The sequence below is a fragment of the Phytoactinopolyspora halotolerans genome (assembly GCF_010550675.1).
GTDB lineage: Bacteria > Actinomycetota > Actinomycetes > Jiangellales > Jiangellaceae > Phytoactinopolyspora > Phytoactinopolyspora halotolerans.
In genome coordinates this window covers 43,246-58,858 of the sequence record NZ_JAAGOA010000007.1, presented here as the reverse complement: position 1 = coordinate 58,858, position 15,613 = coordinate 43,246, and the positions used below count along the sequence as shown (strand labels likewise).

Genomic DNA, 15,613 nt, shown 5'->3' with positions numbered 1-15,613 from the left:
GTGGGAACGGCCCCTTCCGATGCGACACGCTTCCCCTGGGCGACGCATTGACCCCATTCCCGGGCGGGACACAACCGTTCCGCCCGGCGCAAGCAACTCTATGGATATCCTCGTCTGCTTGCTGATCGATTGCTTCTCGGCGTTATAGCCGCCACGGTGAACCAGTGGGTGCCATCCATAGCGACGATCTACCCGAGTGGACTTTGGGGCGCGCCACTCAGGTGACTTGGCCACGACGAGGTTCTCCAGCGGGTGAGTCGTCGATGGACTCTGTCGCAGATGCTAGGGTCACGCCGCGCTTGCGGAGGTCATCCATGACCATTGCATCGTCGAGCCGGTTGCGCGCCATGCGTGACAGTTTTCTCATCGCTACTTCGCTTTCTCCGTGCTGTGCGTTCGTCGCAGAAGTCATGGCGCCGGGGCGCCTTGTGTGCTGGTTGCCAGGTGGGCGACCACTGGCTGGGCGCCAGGAGATCGCGACGGCGGATTCCCGCCAGCGAAGCGTGGTGTGATGATCCAGGGTGATCGTCATGACTATGTCATCGACAACGGCCGCCATGTCCGTGCTCAAAGGTATGTATGCAGCGGAGGCTGAGTATCTCGCCGCGGGTGGTCCGGGGAGTGCGTCGTTCGCGCTGCTCGTACCATACTTTGCCCCGGATGTTGTGCTGCACCAGGCAGACTCCCTGCCCTACGGGGGAATCTGGCGCGGCCATGAAGGTCTGAAGCAGTTCTTTCTCGCGATGAGCCAAGCGTGGGACGCCTTCGAGATGGTGGATCAGGAGTTCCTCAGTGACACGAGTCCACTCGTCGTCCTGACTCGCGTGCGCGCACGTGCCCGGGCCACCGGGCGTGAGCTGCGCTTCCCGATCCTGCAGACGATCACGGTCGAGGACGGGCGCATCACCGAGGTGCATCCGTTCTACTGGGACACCGCAGCGATTGCGAAGGCCTGCTCGACCGGCTGATGGCCCGCAGCGACCTCGGAGAGGCCACAAAGGCGGTGTTATCACGCCGCCGGTCGTTGCAAAGCGGGCCGGCGGCATTGATGCATCGCGGCAACAAGCTACGGCATCGGATGCCGAGCCGCCACGACTGTCCCCGTCCTGCGGTTCGATTCTCATCGAAACTGTGCAAGTGCAAGATAGGCGCAGAATCAATGAGAAAGCGCAATCAAGCATGAGAACCTACGTGTGCCACGAACGTGGAACGGAGTTCGGTTGTAGGTAGAGCTTCTTGCCATGGCTGTGTAGGAGATGGACGTCCGTGGGTGTCTCGCGTGGGGATGCCGCGTTCACGCAGCGTGTTCAGCACCTGCCGAGGTTGTAGAGGTGGATGGCGTGGTCAACCTGGTCGGGGGAGGCCGCGGCGGCGCATCGGTACGCCGTGTCGGTGGAGGATGTTGCTGACCGTTCGCCGTTCGATGCCGAATCGGTCACTGAGTTCGTACACCGTCGTGCCGGCCTGGCAGCCCGCGTTCAACTCCTCGACTTGATCGGCACCGAGTTGCCGGGCCCGCCGGGGCCGATCGCCGCTTGATCGACGGCGGCTCGGGCATATCGACCTAGGGGCGCCGCACGCACCGCAACCATCGAGCCGTAGGGGATCGTCGCGCACGGTGGCGCTGGTACGTCATGGGGCACGACCGCTTGAGCGAGGAGGTCCGTACCTTCCGACCTGACCGCGTGGCCAGCTGCCGACCCGAGCGAGGCAAGGCCGGATCTCAGCACGGTGCTGACTCTGAGGGCGACCCGCCGATCTCCTCAGCGGTGTTTGAGTCCGTCGATGAGGATGCCCAGCATGCGGTTTAGCTGGGGGCGTTGCTCGGGGGCGCCGGCTACCGAGAAGAGCCCGGCGAGGATGCTGCCGACGTCGACCGGGTCGATGTCGTCGCGTAGTTCTCCTGCCGCAGCGCCAGTCTCGAGCATCATCGTCAGGATCTGCTGGACCTCGTCGCAGACTGGTCCGGTGCCGAAACGGCCCGAGGCGCTCATGGCGACCAGGGCTTCGCAGATGCCGCGTCGTTCGCTGACCCAGTCGGCGAATCGAAGCATCCATGCGTGGAGGGCTTGCGCGGGTGGCTTGGTGGCTAGCAGGGCGTGCGCGTCTTCGCGTAGGGGCCGGATCTGGTCCCGGTAGACCTCTTCGACCAGGTCTTCCCGGGTGGGGAAATGTCGATAGAGGGTGGCGTTTCCGACCCCTGCGCGTTTGGCGATCGCGTCAAGTGAGATCGCGCGTCCGGATGCGAAGGCTTCGGTGGCAGTGGCGATGAGCTGCTCGCGGTTGCGCTGTGCGTCGGCACGCAGGGTGCTGCGGTGGGCGCCGAGCTGAGCGCCGTGCTGGGTGCTGGGTGGAGGTGTCATGGCCTAGGTGATCGGAAGTTTCTGATGAGACGTGGGAATTAAGTGGGGAGCTCCCCGGTTCAGTGTACCGTAAGTCAAACGGGGACATCCCCGTTTCGACTGGGTTCGCACTTCCTCAGCAACGAAAGGGTCCACCATGCCTACAGCTCTCATCATCGGAGGGACGACGGGGATCGGCCGAGCAACGGCCGAGCTGCTGCACGCCCGCGGTTACCAGGTCGCGGTTACCGGGCAGAATCCTGATTCCCTGGCGCGGGTACAGTCCGAGCTCCCCGACGACGTACTCGTCGTCCGGTCCGATGCGAGCGTTCTGGCCGAGACTGACGCGTTGATGGCTGTGGTGTCGGAGAGGTTCGGGTCACTGGACCTGCTCTTCCTCAACGCGGGGATCTTCCGTCCGGCACCGGTAGTCGAGGTGGCGGAGGACTCGTTCGACCAGCAGGTCGACGTCAACTTCAAGGGTCAGTACTTCACCCTGCAAAAGGCACTTCCTCTCATGAACGACGGCGGCTCGATCGTGCTGACCGTCGGCGTTGCGGCTCGCGTGGGCAGTCCTGGTGCCACGGTTGGTGCGGCGACGCGCGGCGCGCTGTTGGCAATGCTGCCCTCGCTCGCGCTCGAGCTGGCTCCGCGCCGAATTCGCGTCAACGCCGTGAGCCCGGGGGCCACCGACACGCCGCTGTTCGACAAGCTCGGGGTGCCCCAGGAGGGCCGGGACGCCATGGCAGCGAACATCCCGTTTGGGCGCTTCGGGTCGCCCCAGGAGGTCGCGGAGGCGGTGGCCTTCCTCGGCTCGGAGGCCGCTGGCTACGTCACCGGCCAGGACATCACCGTGGCAGGCGGCTACGGACTCGGCGCCTGAACTCGGGCGAGCTCTCACCAAGCCGCACCTCCCGAACGCCACGAAACAGCAACTACAGGAGAACACGATGGCACTCACACTCGACACCTATCGGCTGCTGGGCCGGTCCGGACTCCGAGTCTCACCGCTCGCACTGGGCACGGCGACGTTCGGTACCGAGTGGGGCTGGGGCGCCGAGCGTGACGAGGCGCGCAGGCTCTTCGATCGTTACACCGAACTCGGCGGCAACTTCTTCGACACCGCCAGCACCTACACCAACGGCAGCTCCGAGCAGATGCTGGGCGAGTTCGCCCGCAGCAACCGCGACAAGATGGTGCTGTCGACGAAGTACTCGACGCTGCGCCAATCCGGTGACCCCAATTCCGGGGGTACGCACCGCAAGAGCATGGTGGGGTCGGTGGAAGCCAGCCTGCGGCAGCTGAACACCGACTACATCGATCTGCTCTATGTCAACGTATGGGACTTCAGGACGCCGGTGGAGGAGATCCTGCGCGGCCTGGACGACCTGGTCAGGCGGGGCAAGGTTCTGTACGTGGGCATCTCCAGCGCCCCGGCCTGGCAGGTCTCGCGCATGCAGGCGATCGCCGACCTGCGCGGTTGGTCGCCACTGGTCGCGCTGGAGATCGAGTACAGCTTGATCGAACGCACCGGGGAGCGTGACCTCATCCCGATGGCCCGCGAGATGGGACTCGGCGTGGTCGCCTTCTCCCCGCTGGGCGGAGGACTGCTCACCGGCAAGTACAGCCGGGACGACCTGAACCCGATAGGCACCGTCGCTGGCGAAAGCGCGGGCAGCCGCAAGAGCCTCAACGCCGCCCTGGGAATGGTTACTGACCGCACCCTCGCGATCGCCGATGCGGTGAAGGAGATCGCCGCGGAACTGGACCGCACCCCCGCCCAGGTCTCACTCGCCTGGGCCCTGCACTCCCAGGGCGTGACAGCACCCATCATCGGCGCCCGCACCCTCGCTCAACTAGAGGTCAACCTGGGTGCCCTGGAGGTTGATCTCTCTGCGTCCCACCTGGCTCGCCTCGACGAGGTCAGCGCCATCGACCTCGGCAATCCGCACGGACTGCTCGCCAGTGACCACATCCGCGCGGTCACCTCGGGTGACATGACGATCGAGACCCGCCGCTGATGCGTCCTCGTCCGACGGACAGCGACATCCGGATACATATCACGACGTTAATAATGGAACGGAGCAACCAGACATGGGTAAGTACAGCGACAAGAATGTCGTGATTACCGGAGGCAGCAGCGGCATGGGGCTCGCCCTCGCGGAGCTGCTGGTGCAAGGCGGAGCCCGCGTGGTGATCACCGGCCGTTCCCAGGCCAAGCTCGACGCTGCGCGCGAGCGGCTCGGTGAGAATGCCGTGGCCGTCCAGGCCGATGTGGCCTCGCTGTCCGACCTGGACATGCTCGCCGACCGCGTGAAGATCGAGCTTGGGTCGGTCGAGGCTCTGTTCGTCAACGCCGGCATCTCACTCCTTACGCCGCTGGAGTCGACGACCGAGGAGATGTACGACGAGCTGTTCGCGATCAACGTCAAGGGAGCCTTCTTCACGGTGCAGAAGCTCGCACCGATGCTGAGCTCGAACGCTGGGATCGTCCTCACCACGTCGATCGCGAACGTCATGGGAATGGCGCAGACGAGTGTCTACTCGGCCGGTAAGGCGGCGCTGCGTTCGATGGCGCGCACCTTCTCCAGCGAGCTGCTCCCCAGCGGAATCCGGGTCAATGCGATCAGCCCGGGGCCCATCGACTCAGGGATTCTGGAAACGATGGGCTTGTCCAAGGAAGCCGAAGAGGAATTCCGGGCGGAACGGACCCAGAGCAACCCCATGAAGCGCTACGGCACCGTCGATGAGTTCGCCAAGGCGGCAGCGTTCCTCGCGTTCGACGCCACCTACACCACCGGCATCGAGCTGACCGTGGACGGCGGCGAAACCCAACTCTGAGCACGCGCTGCCATCCTGCCGCGGGCGTAAGGCCCGCCGGGAAGGTAAAGTCTCGCCCGAGCGGGGTAGGGGGCGCAACCGGTCCGTCCCCGCTACGGACCTCGACACCCTTGTCGACACAATCGCCGCGAACATGGCTGCCCTCCCTGACGGCGTCATCGAGAAGGCGAAGGCCGCGCTGGTCTCGGCTGACCTGACGGCTGGCTACCTGCAAGAAGAAGCAGCCTGGTCCCTGCTCGTCGGGCAGCCGGCCGCCCAGCAACTCATGCGCACGGCGCTCCAACAGGGCGCCCAGAGTTCCGAGGGCGAGGCCGATCTCGAATCGGTGATGCGCTCAGTGTCCCGGTGACGTGGTTTCGCGGATCGCAGTTGCCTGCTTCTCGAGCCGGAGCAAGGCCTGGACGGCTACTGACGCGTTTTCGGCGCCACACTCCCACCGAGAGCTGCTCGGTGCTGCGCGTGAGTGAGGCCAAGACCAGGGCCGGCCGTCCTCGCCGTCGGCTCCTAGTCGTCGAGGCCGCTCAGATCGGCGGGGACGTCCACGGCGTGCTCGCGCAACGCGTCCAACGGGATGATATCCAGGGCCCGGATGTCCGTGGCAGCCAGCACGACGGGTGCCGCCGCACCCATCTGGTACGCCTGTAGCCAGCGCTCCGCACACACGCACCACCGGTCTCCGGGGCTCAACCCGGCGAAGCTGTACTCCGGTCGCGCGGTAGTCAGGTCGTTGCCTATGCGCTGCTGCTGCTCGAGGAACTCGCGTGAGACCACCGCGCACACCGTGTGGCCGCCGATATCCTCCGGACCGGTACGGCAGCAGCCGTCCCGGTAGAAACCCGTCAACGGATCGGTGCCGCAGTGTTCAAGATCGCCGCCGAGAACGTTTCGCTCACCTGTCATACCACCAGCATTTTGCGCTGCGGACGCCTCGTCAACCGCGTGGAGGCCATCCGCTGCCAACTCGCGCGAGCTGTGGTGAGGCGCCGGTGTCAGTCGGGCAGTTGCCAGATGAAGACGAGATTGGTGCCCTTCGCCGCAGCCGTGGCCTGGAACGAGTGAAGTGTCCAGCCGTTCGCCGTTCCCGCTTCCAGGACGGGTTGGATCGCCTCCTCGATCTTGTCTTCGGCATGGTCGATGAACCCGTGCTTGACGTACTGGTTCTGCACCCGGTAGCTGGGCATGGCGTCTCCTGAACCTCACGCGTATCGTCTATATTCCGGATGAAAGTCAAGTCTACTTGACTCGGGAGACCGAGGGAGGCAGCCCGTGCAAGCACGCGATGAGGCCGCAAGCTATCGGGACTCGAACAGGGCGACCGCTCGGCTTGCGCTCTGGACACTGATCTGGGTCGCGACGCTTGCCGTGGCCAGATTCGGCCCCGAGTTCGTGTGGGACTCGCAGCGGGTGGCAAGCTGGGCCGCCGTCGCCGTCAACGTTCTCGCTGGTGTCGCCTGGATCATCGCCTTCGCCCGTTTCCTCCTTGCACTGGATGATCTTTGGCGCAAGATCATCCAGAATGCACTGGCGGTGGCATTCGGGACAGGTTGGGTCGCCGGGTTCGGATACGTCGTCGCGGACGACGCAGGCCTCGTCGCCGACGACCTCCACATCGCGATCTTCCCCGCCCTGCTGGGCGTCGTCTACGTGATCGCTGTCATCGTCGGCTGGATCAGGTACCGATGAAGAACCGCATCGCGGACCTGCGGGCCGAACGCTCCTGGACGCAAGCCGACCTGGCTCAGCGCATCGGCGTGTCACGACAGTCGATCAACGCGATCGAGACGGGCAAGTTCGACCCCAGCCTGCCTGTCGCGTTCCGTCTCGCCCGGGTGTTCAACCTGAGGATCGAGGACATCTTCGCCGACGACGAATGAGGTGCGGAAGCTGTCCAACTCTGTTACTAGAGATGGAACCTGGATGCCGCCGCGCGGCGGATCTCCTCATTGTCAGAGGTGCAGGGGCGGCTGATCACTTCTCCAGCTTGGTCCGGTACGACGCCATTGCCGAGGGCCGGAACAGGCTCACAACCGGTGCCGCACCCACACATTCGGCTCCACGTACACAGCGTGGTCGTGCGCGGGCGCACTGTGAACGAGAGTGAGCGCGTGCGGGACCTCGACGAGGCCGTCCACATCGAATGGGAGTCCGGTCCACGTGCGCCAGTTCGTGAGCGAGGACCCGACGACCATGGAGGCGGGCGCGATCTTTTCGATGACGCCGCCAGCGCGGACGTGTATGCGCAGCCACGGATCTTCGGGTAGCCCATCCGCGCGGGTTCGATACGCGTACTCGCTCATCGGTGTGGCCGGCTCGAGGTGCTTGCCGCTAGGGCGGACTGGCGCGAGCAAGGTGTCGAATCCCCTGGCCCGTGCGGCCTCGCGCATCGCCATGAGGATCAGCCTTGACATGCCGCGCCCCTGCCAGCCAGGGTGCACTGACACCTCGAGCGCGCTGGCCACGTCCGGCTCGATGCCCTTGCGCAGGTCGGAGTTGACCCACATGAGCACCTGGTCCCAGCCGGTGTCGGGAAGCTCGCGTCGGCCCTCCAGATTCTGCCGGAAAGCAGTGGCCTGGCCGTGCGCAACGACCGTCCCCTCGTCGGTGGCGACTACCGTCAATTCGGGGTAGGCGGCGGTGGCGACACCGTAGAGCGACCAGGCGACAGGGTCATGGTCCATGAATGCGGGCCAGGAGTCGGGCATCTCCCAGATGTCAGACCCGAACTCGGGCCTCTCAGCGCGGGTGGTGATCAAGGGGGCCATGCGGCCGAGCGTAGCCGTCCGAACGAGACCGCCACGACTGGTTTTGCAGGTCTGCGGCGGACCGACGAGACATGAAAGAACCGCTCCAGTCAAACGAGGTGACCTGCCAGAGATGATCGGCAGACTCCTGCTGGGAATCACGGCCGCAGGAAGGCACTGACCATCGGCAGCACTAGGTCGGGCCGGATGACCTGCAGGTGCTTGGTACCCGGCAGGATCGCGAGTTGTGCGTTGGGCAGCAGCTGCTTCATCTCGACGGCGTGCTCGAGCCGGACGAAGTCGGTGTCACCGAGGATGATCAAGACCGGCATGGTCAGCCGAGCCAGCTGATCATCGGGCCACCCTTCGAAGTCGTGCACCGCCGGCTGGATCTTCTGTATGGATGGGAAGAAGTCCTCAGGATTCGGCGCCACGTCCTCGTAGGCGCGCTGCATGGCCATGGACTCCTCCTCTGTCGGCATCCGAGGCGAAGTCAGCTCCAGTGCGGTGATCTCAGGGTAGTAGCCCTTGGAACGGGTCGGTCCGAAATGTGCGGCTGCCAGCACGAGCCGGCCCACCCGATCCGGAGCCAGCACGGCGACCTCGGTTGAGACCAGCCCGCCCAGGCTGTAGCCGAAGAAGCCGGCCTGCTCGATGCCGAGCTGGTCGAGCAGCGCGATCACATCCACGGCGCACTGCCGAATGGAGAAGGGGCGGTCGACGTCAGCCGTATGCCCGTGTCCCTGCAGCTCGACGCCGATCACTTTCCGCTCGGCGGCCAGCGCCGGCAGCAGCGAGTCGAAGCTCAGATGGAACGTGTACGCGCCGCCGTGCAGCATGATCAGCGGCGGACCGGGCAGGTCGGCGCCGAGGATTTCGTAGTAGAGGTCGATGCCGTTCACGGAGGCGTACGTGCCCTGAGCCATGTCGATTCCTTTCATCGCCGTCACGGACGCTACGCAGCGCCCCGGTGTCGGCATCCGTCACGTACGTGGATATCGGCGGGCGACAGATCGCCGACTACTTGGCCCCACCGGCTACCGACTCGGTGCATAGGTCAGCACCACGGTGCCGTTGCCAAGCTCGGTCACTTCCTTCAGGTCCATGGCGGTCGTGCGGATACCGGACAGCAGCGACTCACCGGACCCAGCGACGAAGGGGGAGATGCTCAGATGCAGCTCGTCGAGCAGACCCGCCTCGACCAGCGCCCGGCTGAACGGGCCGTTGCCGTACTTCACCAATGTGCCGTCGCCGGTCTCTTTGAGCTGGGCGACCGCATCTACCGCATCGCCGGCCAGTACTTCAGCGTTCCACGTGGTCGCGGTCAGCGTGGTGGAGGCGACATACTTGGGTAACGAGTTGATCTTGTCTGCGACGTCGCCGGTCATGTTCGGCCAGGTTTCGACAAAGCCCTCGTAGGTCACCCGGCCGAGCACGATGCCGACCGCTGAGGACAGCAGACGGAGCTGATAAGCGAAATGATTGTCGTTGGGTACGACATTCTGTTGTCCGGCCCACCAGGCGTCGCCGGACATCCTCCCGTCGATCGAGAGGTGGTCGTATTCGATCAGTTTGCGCATGTCCGGGAGTCAATCAGGCGGCTGACCGGTCCGTCTTGTATCGAACCGAAGCCGCATCACAACGCGAGAAACGGGATGCCGGCCCTCAACTCGCCAGGGGTGTGGCCGGTCGCCCACCGCATCGCCCGCGCGAGCTGCGACTGATCGTAGTAGCCGCTGGTGGTGACCACGTCGGCGATCGATCTGCCCGCCGTGAGGAGTTGCGCAGCGTTCCGAGCCCGCTCGATGCTGACGAGCTTGCGGTGCGAGACCCCGACGGCTCTACGGAACCGGATCTGCGCGATCCGTTCCGACATGCCGCGTGGTCGCTCGCCGTGCCGGATCTCGGCGACAAGCGGATCAAAGATCAACAATCCTGCGCGTACCAGTCGGTCGACGAAGACGTCGACGTTCTGCGCGGACGGCATCTCCCAGACCCGGTTGTCCAACGAGATCCGGTTGCCCGGCAGGGTCGGCAGCAATGCGTCTTTGAAGTTGGTCAGGTCGGAGGGCGGATACGGCGGCAGATAAGCACCGAGCCGTAGCTCCACCCCGAAGAACTCCCAGCCCTCCGGGCACGTCATCAGGGTGCCCGTCGTCTCCGGTCCTTTGACGTGCACCGTCACGCTGTCATCGCTGCGCGCAAAACAGATCATGGAGGAGGCTTTGGCTGCCGAGCTGAAGCCGGTCGTGGCCTCACAGGTCGCCGACCACACCCGTTGCACCAGCGGGAGTTCGCCGGCGACAGTGTTGAAGATCAGCCCCACGGCGTGATTCTAGACCTCGCGATGATCTGCTTGCTGCGTCGATGCGGTTCCAAGCGTCACGGGAACCGTCTCATCTCGGTGTTGCCCGCTCATGTCATACAAGCCAGAGCAGGACGGTTCCGGTCTTCCCGAGCTCGCTGGCGCGTGTGACGTGGCCGCGGGCCGAAGATCCTCACCTCGCCCCGATAGCTATGGCGACGATCAGCAGCCATGCCATGCGGCAGTTTCCCAAGGCTAGTAAGACCACGATTCCACACGCGACGATACCGAGCCGGGCCCGGCGAGCCGACGCAAGCTCGCGCGGTGGTGTCCGACTACTTCACGAGGGCTTTGCCCCGGAGACGTCCGGCGATTCGTTGTCACGCCGGCTCGGATTCCGGGTGGCCAGCTCAAACAAGGTCGTCAGCTCGCGGGCGCATGCCTTCAGGTCGAGGTCGACGTCGGTCACACGCGGCGCCATGCTGTCGATGACGCCACGAACCGAACGCGCCATGATAAGCGGATCGAACGCACGGAACTCGCCGTCGACCTGGCCACGGCGAAAGAGCTCCGCCAGCGGCATGAGCGACTCTTCCTCCGCTTGGATCGGGTCGACTCCAAGCGTGGCGAGACCGCCCCCAGAGATGATCTCCACTACGGCGGCGATTCTGCTGCGGTGTGCGTCCATGTAGGCGAGGTTCGACTCGATATAGGCACGCAACTGGCCGACCGCCGTGCGCTCCGCCTCGACCCGTGGCCCCATATACGCCGCCACCTCGCCGAACACGGTGACCAGCACCCGGGAGATCAACTCGTCCTTGCCGGCGAAGTGGTACGAGATCAGCCCTCGACTGATGCCCGTGTGCCGGGCGATCCGTGCCAACGAGGCATTGGCATAGCCCTCCTTGGCAATGACCTCGATCGCGCTCTCCACGACCTGGGCTCGCCGGGCCTGCTCGACGAACGTCCGCGTCTTTTGGCCGCCTGTCTCGGTTCCTGGCCGCATAGCCAGAATACTAACCAGCTTGCCGACGGGCTGCGAGGCTGACAACATCCCACGCATGAATGACACTGCCGCGCGCTCGAAACGGAGTCGTGCTCGCGTGCGGAAGATCGTCGTCGGAGTCACTATCGTCGTTGCGCTCCTGGCCGTGGCGTACGTGTTTCTCCACGAGCCATCGCCACCGTCGCAGTTGCAGGGGGCTGAACCATCGCCCTTGACAGCTGCGGATGCCAGCGGCGGTGGGGTGGCGCTTGCCGTGCAGAGTGATGACCCGGGGTTACGTGATATCGGTGCGCGCTGGTATTTCAACTGGGACTTCCGCCCGCACGAGGACGTTGACTTGGAGTTCGTGCCTCTTGTCTGCGGCTATCCCGGCGATGGGCAGGTATCGGACGAGCACCTGGCGGAGGTCGAGGAGGCGATCCGCGGCGATCCGGCCGCCTACCCCGACGGCACGATCTTCCTGATCGGCAACGAGATCGGATACGAGCATCAGAACGACGAACGATCTCCGAGCCAGTACGCCGAGGATTTTCACCGCTGCCGCACGTTGCTGATGTCTCTGAACCCCACGTTCCGGGTATCGGTAGGTCCCGCGATCCTGACGCCGGACGAGGGCATCACGGACGCGATCGTCGACGCGGAGGATGGGCTGGATTACCTCCGTCAGGTCATCGGCGCCTACGAAGAACAGCACGGAACGCCGATCCCCGCCGACTACTTCGCGGCGACCAACCATGTGATGCACGCCGAGGAGTTCGATGTGTTCGCTGAGCGCATCGTCGAGATGCGCCGCCTCCTCGACGCGCATGATCTGCGCGACAAAGACGTCATCCTGACCGAAATAGGCGTACCGACTCGCGGCTCGGCGTCCGAGGAGATCGAGGCGTTCATGAACGAAGCGCTCCGCTTCGTCGCCACGGCCACGGACAGCCGGTTCGGTCATCCCGACGACGATCGCCTCGTGCAACGGTGGGCATGGTTCATTGCACAACCGCTCTCGCCGTGGGACAAGCTGAGGTCAACCGGTTTCGGCGCGTTCTTCCTCCGCTTTGCACAGACGTCCCTGTTCGACCGCGACGGCGAGCTCACCCACCTCGGTCGGGTGTACCGAATGATGATGATCAATCCGGGAGCGGTCTGATACTCCACAACCCGACGTGCGGCCATTGATCACACTGACGGCTATGGCTCGGTGTCCCATGATCATGAACACAAACCGTTCACATGGCACGGTAAGTGTTCATGATCATGGTCGTCGACTCACGTCATGGAAGGTCGGCGTAGGCGGCGAAGCCGGTGAACACGTCGATGTCGCCGCCGGCCACCCAGAGCCGTCCGTCGTCGGTGTCGGCGCTTGTCAACACGACCGCGTTCGTCGTCGGGCCCGGCACCTCGACCAGGCGGGTATGCCTGCCGCTGCTCTTGGCCGTGAGCACCAGTGGGGTCGAGGCCCAATCACGGTCGAGCTTCTCGCCGACGATGACGGGTTGCCCATCGACGATAGTCACGTCGTAGGCCTGCGCCGAGATCCGCGGCGTGCGCACCTGGCTCCACGTCAAGCCGTCGTAATGCCAGGCGACCGGCTGGATGGCGCCGCTCCCGGTGTACTGGACGCCCGTGGCCCAGACGTCGGTGGCGTCGGCGGCCGCGATGCCGGTCAAGATCTGCAGTCCGTCAGCCGGGAACTCCTCGACCATGGTCCAGGATGTGCCGTCGAAATGCGCCAGGCCGGGGTTGAGGGCCAGCCACGCGTCGTCGGCGGCCAGTACCGTCAGGCTGTTGCCGTTGATCGCGCCCTCGAGGCCGTCGGAGTACTCGGCCCACTCGCCGTCGGCGTACCGGTATACGACGGCGGATTCGGCGGAGCCGACCCTGGCCCAACCGGTCACCCAGACAGTGCCTTCCGCGTCGACGACGACGTCATCGAACGCGCCGATTTCGGCCGGGCTCGGGATCTCCGCCCACGTCGTGCCGTCCCAATGCGCCACTAGAGGAGTGGTCATGCCGGTGTCGGCCGAACCGTCCCAGCCGACTGCCCAGACGTCGTCGTCAGCGGCGACGGCCACCTCGACGAGGTTGGCTCCCGAGATGTCCGGCGTCGCGTCGGTCCAGCTGTCACCATCGTGGCGCAGTGCCACCAGCCGCTCGTGGTGCTCGGTTCCCACGGCCCAGGCCACACCGTCGACGGCGTCGATATCTTCGATCATGAGACCTGGCTGACCGATCGGCGTCTCTGTCCAGCTGTACGGATCGGCGCTCGGTGCCACCACGCTCGACGCTGGTATCGCCGACATCGCGGTCGCGACGAGCGCCAGAGCCGAGGCACCGATCGCCCACCGTAGGCGTCCAGCGGACGGATCTCGGCTTTCAACTCGCCTTGCCCCTTGGTTCGACATCCACACTCCTGTTGATTCACAGCCACGCCACGCGACGGAGCTTCCTGACGTTGTTGACGCCGACGGAGGCTGTCACGTTGCATGCGCTCAGCGGATCGACGCCGCGGCATGCGTTCGTCAGCCTGCGGGCGCAGGCAATGCGGTGCTGCGGAGGCCGGCCGCGGTGCGGACGAGCGAGGCGATCGCCGGTGAGTGGCTGCTCGGCGACCACGCGATCACCGTGGTGACGTCCGGCGCGTCGACGACGGGTACGGCGACGTGGTCGGGCCACTGCCAGGCACGGCTGGACGCGGGGATGACAAGCAGCGTCTTACCCAGCGCTACGAGCTGAGCGAGCTGTGACTGGGTGTGCACCTCCGGCCCGGGCCCGTCCGGGTAGGACCCGTCGAGCCGGGGCCACCTCGCGATCGGTAGGTCCGGCACGTCGCGGACGTCCGCCATGGTGAGCTGATCACGTGCCGCGAGCGGATGCCCCGCGGGAAGCAGCGCGATCTGGCCCTCGACGTAGAGGTCCTCGGTGTCGAACCCGGCGAGGTCGTCGAACGGCCGATGCATGATCGCCACGTCGGCGCGCCCGTTGCGCAGAAGTCCCGCCTGCTCGCCGACCTCGCACAGGAGGACGTCGATCGGCGCCGCACCGGCTTCGTTCGCGTGCGCGTCGAGGAGCCGTTGCAGAAGTTCGTGGGACGCGCCGGCTTTCGTCGCGAGCACGAGCGACGGTTGCGGATTCCCGGCGCGCCGCGTCCGACGCGCAGCGGCGGCGACCGCATCGAGGGCGGCCCGTGCCTCGCGGAGCATGACCCTGCCGGCGTCGGTGAGCTCCACTCCGCGACGATCCCGGTCGAGGAGCTGGACGCCGAGCCGCCGCTCCAGCCGGCTGATGGCGCGGGAAAGCGGCGGCTGTGCGATACCGAGCCGATCGGCGGCGCGCCCGAAATGCAGGTCCTCGGCGACGGCGACGAAGTACCGGAGCTCCCGCGTCTCGAGATCGTCCACGGAACAAGCGTAGCGACTGATACCTGGCGAGTATCACGGCGTACTGGATCGGTCTTGGACACCGAGCGCGCGCTCGCCGAGCATGGGTCGTGTGAACAACACGAAGACCGCGCTGGTCACCGGCGCGAACAAGGGAATCGGCTTCGCCATCGCACAGGGCCTCGGGGCGATCGGCTTCACGGTCGCCGTGGGCGCGCGTGACGAGGTCAGGCGCAAGGAGGCCGTCGAACGTCTGCGTGCCGCGGACATCGACGCATTCGGGGTCGCGCTCGACGTCACCTCCGACGACAGCGTCGCCGCGGCAGCGGCGGCCATCGAAGAGACGGCAGGACAGCTCGACGTGCTCGTCAATAACGCGGGCATCTCCGGCCGGAGCGACGGTGGCGCGCAGGACCCGACGACGCTGGACCTCGACGTCGTCCGTACCGTCCTCGAGACGAACGTGTTCGGGGTCGTCCGGGTGACGAACGCGATGCTTCCGCTGCTCGGCCGCGCAGAATCGCCGCGCATCGTCAACATGTCGAGCAATATGGGTTCGCTTACGTTGCAGACCGGCCCGATCATGGCCGCGTACGCACCGTCGAAGTCAATGCTCAACAGCGTCACGGCACAGTACGCCCGCCGACTCGCCGACACGAACATCATCGTGAACGCCGCCTGCCCCGGCTACGTCGCGACCGACTTCACCGGCTTCAATGCACCGCGGACACCCGAGCAGGGCGCGGCGATCGCGATCCACCTCGCCACCCTCCCGGATGACGGACCGCGCGGAGGCTTCTTCGACGACGAGGGCGTCGTCCCCTGGTGACCCGGTGTTCTGCGGCAGGCTCGGCCACTCCCAGTGGCTGAGGGCGCATCTTGTGTCGAGCAGTCAATGGTTGTTACAGAGACCATTCTGGCAGCTCATGGTTATTGCGCTAACCATTAAGTGCCCGAGCGCCAGGAACTGCTTGACCTTGACACGCTGATAACCTCTTCACTTGGTG

General features: G+C 65.5%; 21 protein-coding genes. 10 read left to right on the top strand and 11 right to left on the bottom strand.

Features of this window, described 5'->3' with window-relative positions:
• Positions 1 to 217 precede the first annotated feature (217 nt).
• Positions 218 to 532, bottom strand: coding sequence for a recombinase family protein (locus G1H10_RS35000; protein WP_216853175.1), 315 nt, complete (start codon positions 530 to 532; stop codon positions 218 to 220).
• Here G1H10_RS35000 and G1H10_RS11765 point away from each other — a divergent pair.
• Both G1H10_RS11765 and G1H10_RS35245 read left to right on the top strand, forming a co-directional pair.
• Positions 531 to 968 (top strand): nuclear transport factor 2 family protein, encoded by a 438-nt coding sequence (locus G1H10_RS11765; protein WP_216853174.1) that lies wholly within the window; start codon positions 531 to 533, stop codon positions 966 to 968. The two genes, G1H10_RS35000 and G1H10_RS11765, sit on opposite strands and share 2 nt — an antisense overlap.
• 666 nt (positions 969 to 1,634) lie before the next feature.
• On the top strand, positions 1,635 to 1,811 hold the full coding sequence (locus G1H10_RS35245; RefSeq protein ID WP_446686744.1) for a hypothetical protein: 177 nt from the start codon (positions 1,635 to 1,637) through the stop codon (positions 1,809 to 1,811).
• Here the strand turns inward: G1H10_RS35245 and G1H10_RS11760 are convergent.
• Positions 1,764 to 2,363, bottom strand: coding sequence for a TetR/AcrR family transcriptional regulator (locus G1H10_RS11760; protein ID WP_163737371.1), 600 nt, complete (start codon positions 2,361 to 2,363; stop codon positions 1,764 to 1,766). The genes G1H10_RS35245 and G1H10_RS11760 overlap by 48 nt on opposite strands.
• Positions 2,364 to 2,499: 136 nt before the next feature.
• On the opposite strand from G1H10_RS11760, the gene G1H10_RS11755 reads away from it, so the two are divergent.
• The 4 genes from G1H10_RS11755 to G1H10_RS11740 all read left to right on the top strand — a co-directional run bounded on the left by G1H10_RS11755 (position 2,500) and on the right by G1H10_RS11740 (position 5,532).
• Positions 2,500 to 3,225, top strand: a complete 726-nt coding sequence (locus G1H10_RS11755; protein ID WP_163737368.1) for an SDR family oxidoreductase — start codon at positions 2,500 to 2,502, stop codon at positions 3,223 to 3,225.
• Positions 3,226 to 3,292: 67 nt separating this feature from the next.
• Entirely contained in the window at positions 3,293 to 4,363 is a 1,071-nt protein-coding gene (locus G1H10_RS11750) for an aldo/keto reductase (RefSeq protein ID WP_163737365.1), read from the top strand.
• Between the two features lie 73 nt (positions 4,364 to 4,436).
• Positions 4,437 to 5,183, top strand: coding sequence for an SDR family oxidoreductase (locus tag G1H10_RS11745; protein WP_163737363.1), 747 nt, complete (start codon positions 4,437 to 4,439; stop codon positions 5,181 to 5,183).
• Between the two features lie 133 nt (positions 5,184 to 5,316).
• A complete protein-coding gene (locus tag G1H10_RS11740) occupies positions 5,317 to 5,532 on the top strand; it encodes a hypothetical protein (RefSeq protein ID WP_163737360.1) in 216 nt (71 codons plus the stop codon).
• Between the two features lie 155 nt (positions 5,533 to 5,687).
• On the opposite strand, the gene G1H10_RS11735 is transcribed toward G1H10_RS11740, so the two are convergent.
• Both G1H10_RS11735 and G1H10_RS11730 read right to left on the bottom strand, forming a co-directional pair.
• Positions 5,688 to 6,083, bottom strand: coding sequence for a DUF2237 family protein (locus tag G1H10_RS11735; protein ID WP_163737356.1), 396 nt, complete (start codon positions 6,081 to 6,083; stop codon positions 5,688 to 5,690).
• Between the two features lie 89 nt (positions 6,084 to 6,172).
• Complete coding sequence (locus G1H10_RS11730) at positions 6,173 to 6,364, bottom strand: hypothetical protein (RefSeq protein WP_163737352.1); 192 nt, start codon at positions 6,362 to 6,364, stop codon at positions 6,173 to 6,175.
• Positions 6,365 to 6,449: 85 nt separating this feature from the next.
• Here G1H10_RS11730 and G1H10_RS11725 point away from each other — a divergent pair, with 85 nt between their 5' ends.
• Both G1H10_RS11725 and G1H10_RS11720 read left to right on the top strand, forming a co-directional pair.
• Entirely contained in the window at positions 6,450 to 6,866 is a 417-nt protein-coding gene (locus G1H10_RS11725) for a hypothetical protein (RefSeq protein ID WP_163737350.1), read from the top strand.
• A complete protein-coding gene (locus tag G1H10_RS11720) occupies positions 6,863 to 7,057 on the top strand; it encodes a helix-turn-helix transcriptional regulator (RefSeq protein WP_163737346.1) in 195 nt (64 codons plus the stop codon). The genes G1H10_RS11725 and G1H10_RS11720 overlap by 4 nt, the downstream gene beginning before the upstream one ends.
• A gap of 147 nt (positions 7,058 to 7,204) precedes the next feature.
• Here the strand turns inward: G1H10_RS11720 and G1H10_RS11715 are convergent, their stop codons facing one another.
• The 5 genes from G1H10_RS11715 to G1H10_RS11695 all read right to left on the bottom strand — a co-directional run bounded on the left by G1H10_RS11715 (position 7,205) and on the right by G1H10_RS11695 (position 11,163).
• Positions 7,205 to 7,945, bottom strand: coding sequence for a GNAT family N-acetyltransferase (locus G1H10_RS11715; RefSeq protein ID WP_163737344.1), 741 nt, complete (start codon positions 7,943 to 7,945; stop codon positions 7,205 to 7,207).
• A gap of 137 nt (positions 7,946 to 8,082) precedes the next feature.
• Positions 8,083 to 8,850 (bottom strand): alpha/beta fold hydrolase, encoded by a 768-nt coding sequence (locus G1H10_RS11710; RefSeq protein WP_174264281.1) that lies wholly within the window; start codon positions 8,848 to 8,850, stop codon positions 8,083 to 8,085.
• Between the two features lie 111 nt (positions 8,851 to 8,961).
• A complete protein-coding gene (locus G1H10_RS11705; RefSeq protein ID WP_281354214.1) occupies positions 8,962 to 9,504 on the bottom strand; it encodes a dihydrofolate reductase family protein in 543 nt (180 codons plus the stop codon).
• Positions 9,505 to 9,560: 56 nt separating this feature from the next.
• Complete coding sequence (locus G1H10_RS11700; protein ID WP_163737338.1) at positions 9,561 to 10,250, bottom strand: helix-turn-helix domain-containing protein; 690 nt, start codon at positions 10,248 to 10,250, stop codon at positions 9,561 to 9,563.
• Between the two features lie 319 nt (positions 10,251 to 10,569).
• Positions 10,570 to 11,163, bottom strand: coding sequence for a TetR/AcrR family transcriptional regulator (locus G1H10_RS11695; protein WP_216853173.1), 594 nt, complete (start codon positions 11,161 to 11,163; stop codon positions 10,570 to 10,572).
• On the opposite strand from G1H10_RS11695, the gene G1H10_RS11690 reads away from it, so the two are divergent.
• On the top strand, positions 11,141 to 12,376 hold the full coding sequence (locus G1H10_RS11690; RefSeq protein ID WP_216853172.1) for a glycosyl hydrolase: 1,236 nt from the start codon (positions 11,141 to 11,143) through the stop codon (positions 12,374 to 12,376). The genes G1H10_RS11695 and G1H10_RS11690 overlap by 23 nt on opposite strands.
• A gap of 124 nt (positions 12,377 to 12,500) precedes the next feature.
• On the opposite strand, the gene G1H10_RS11685 is transcribed toward G1H10_RS11690, so the two are convergent.
• Together G1H10_RS11685 and G1H10_RS11680 are read right to left on the bottom strand one after the other, a co-directional pair.
• Positions 12,501 to 13,505 (bottom strand): beta propeller repeat protein, encoded by a 1,005-nt coding sequence (locus G1H10_RS11685; RefSeq protein ID WP_163737332.1) that lies wholly within the window; start codon positions 13,503 to 13,505, stop codon positions 12,501 to 12,503.
• Positions 13,506 to 13,748: 243 nt separating this feature from the next.
• On the bottom strand, positions 13,749 to 14,627 hold the full coding sequence (locus tag G1H10_RS11680; RefSeq protein ID WP_163737328.1) for a LysR family transcriptional regulator: 879 nt from the start codon (positions 14,625 to 14,627) through the stop codon (positions 13,749 to 13,751).
• A gap of 82 nt (positions 14,628 to 14,709) precedes the next feature.
• Between G1H10_RS11680 and G1H10_RS11675 the strand changes: the two genes are divergently transcribed.
• Positions 14,710 to 15,435 (top strand): SDR family oxidoreductase, encoded by a 726-nt coding sequence (locus G1H10_RS11675; RefSeq protein WP_163737325.1) that lies wholly within the window; start codon positions 14,710 to 14,712, stop codon positions 15,433 to 15,435.
• Positions 15,436 to 15,613: the final 178 nt, after the last annotated feature.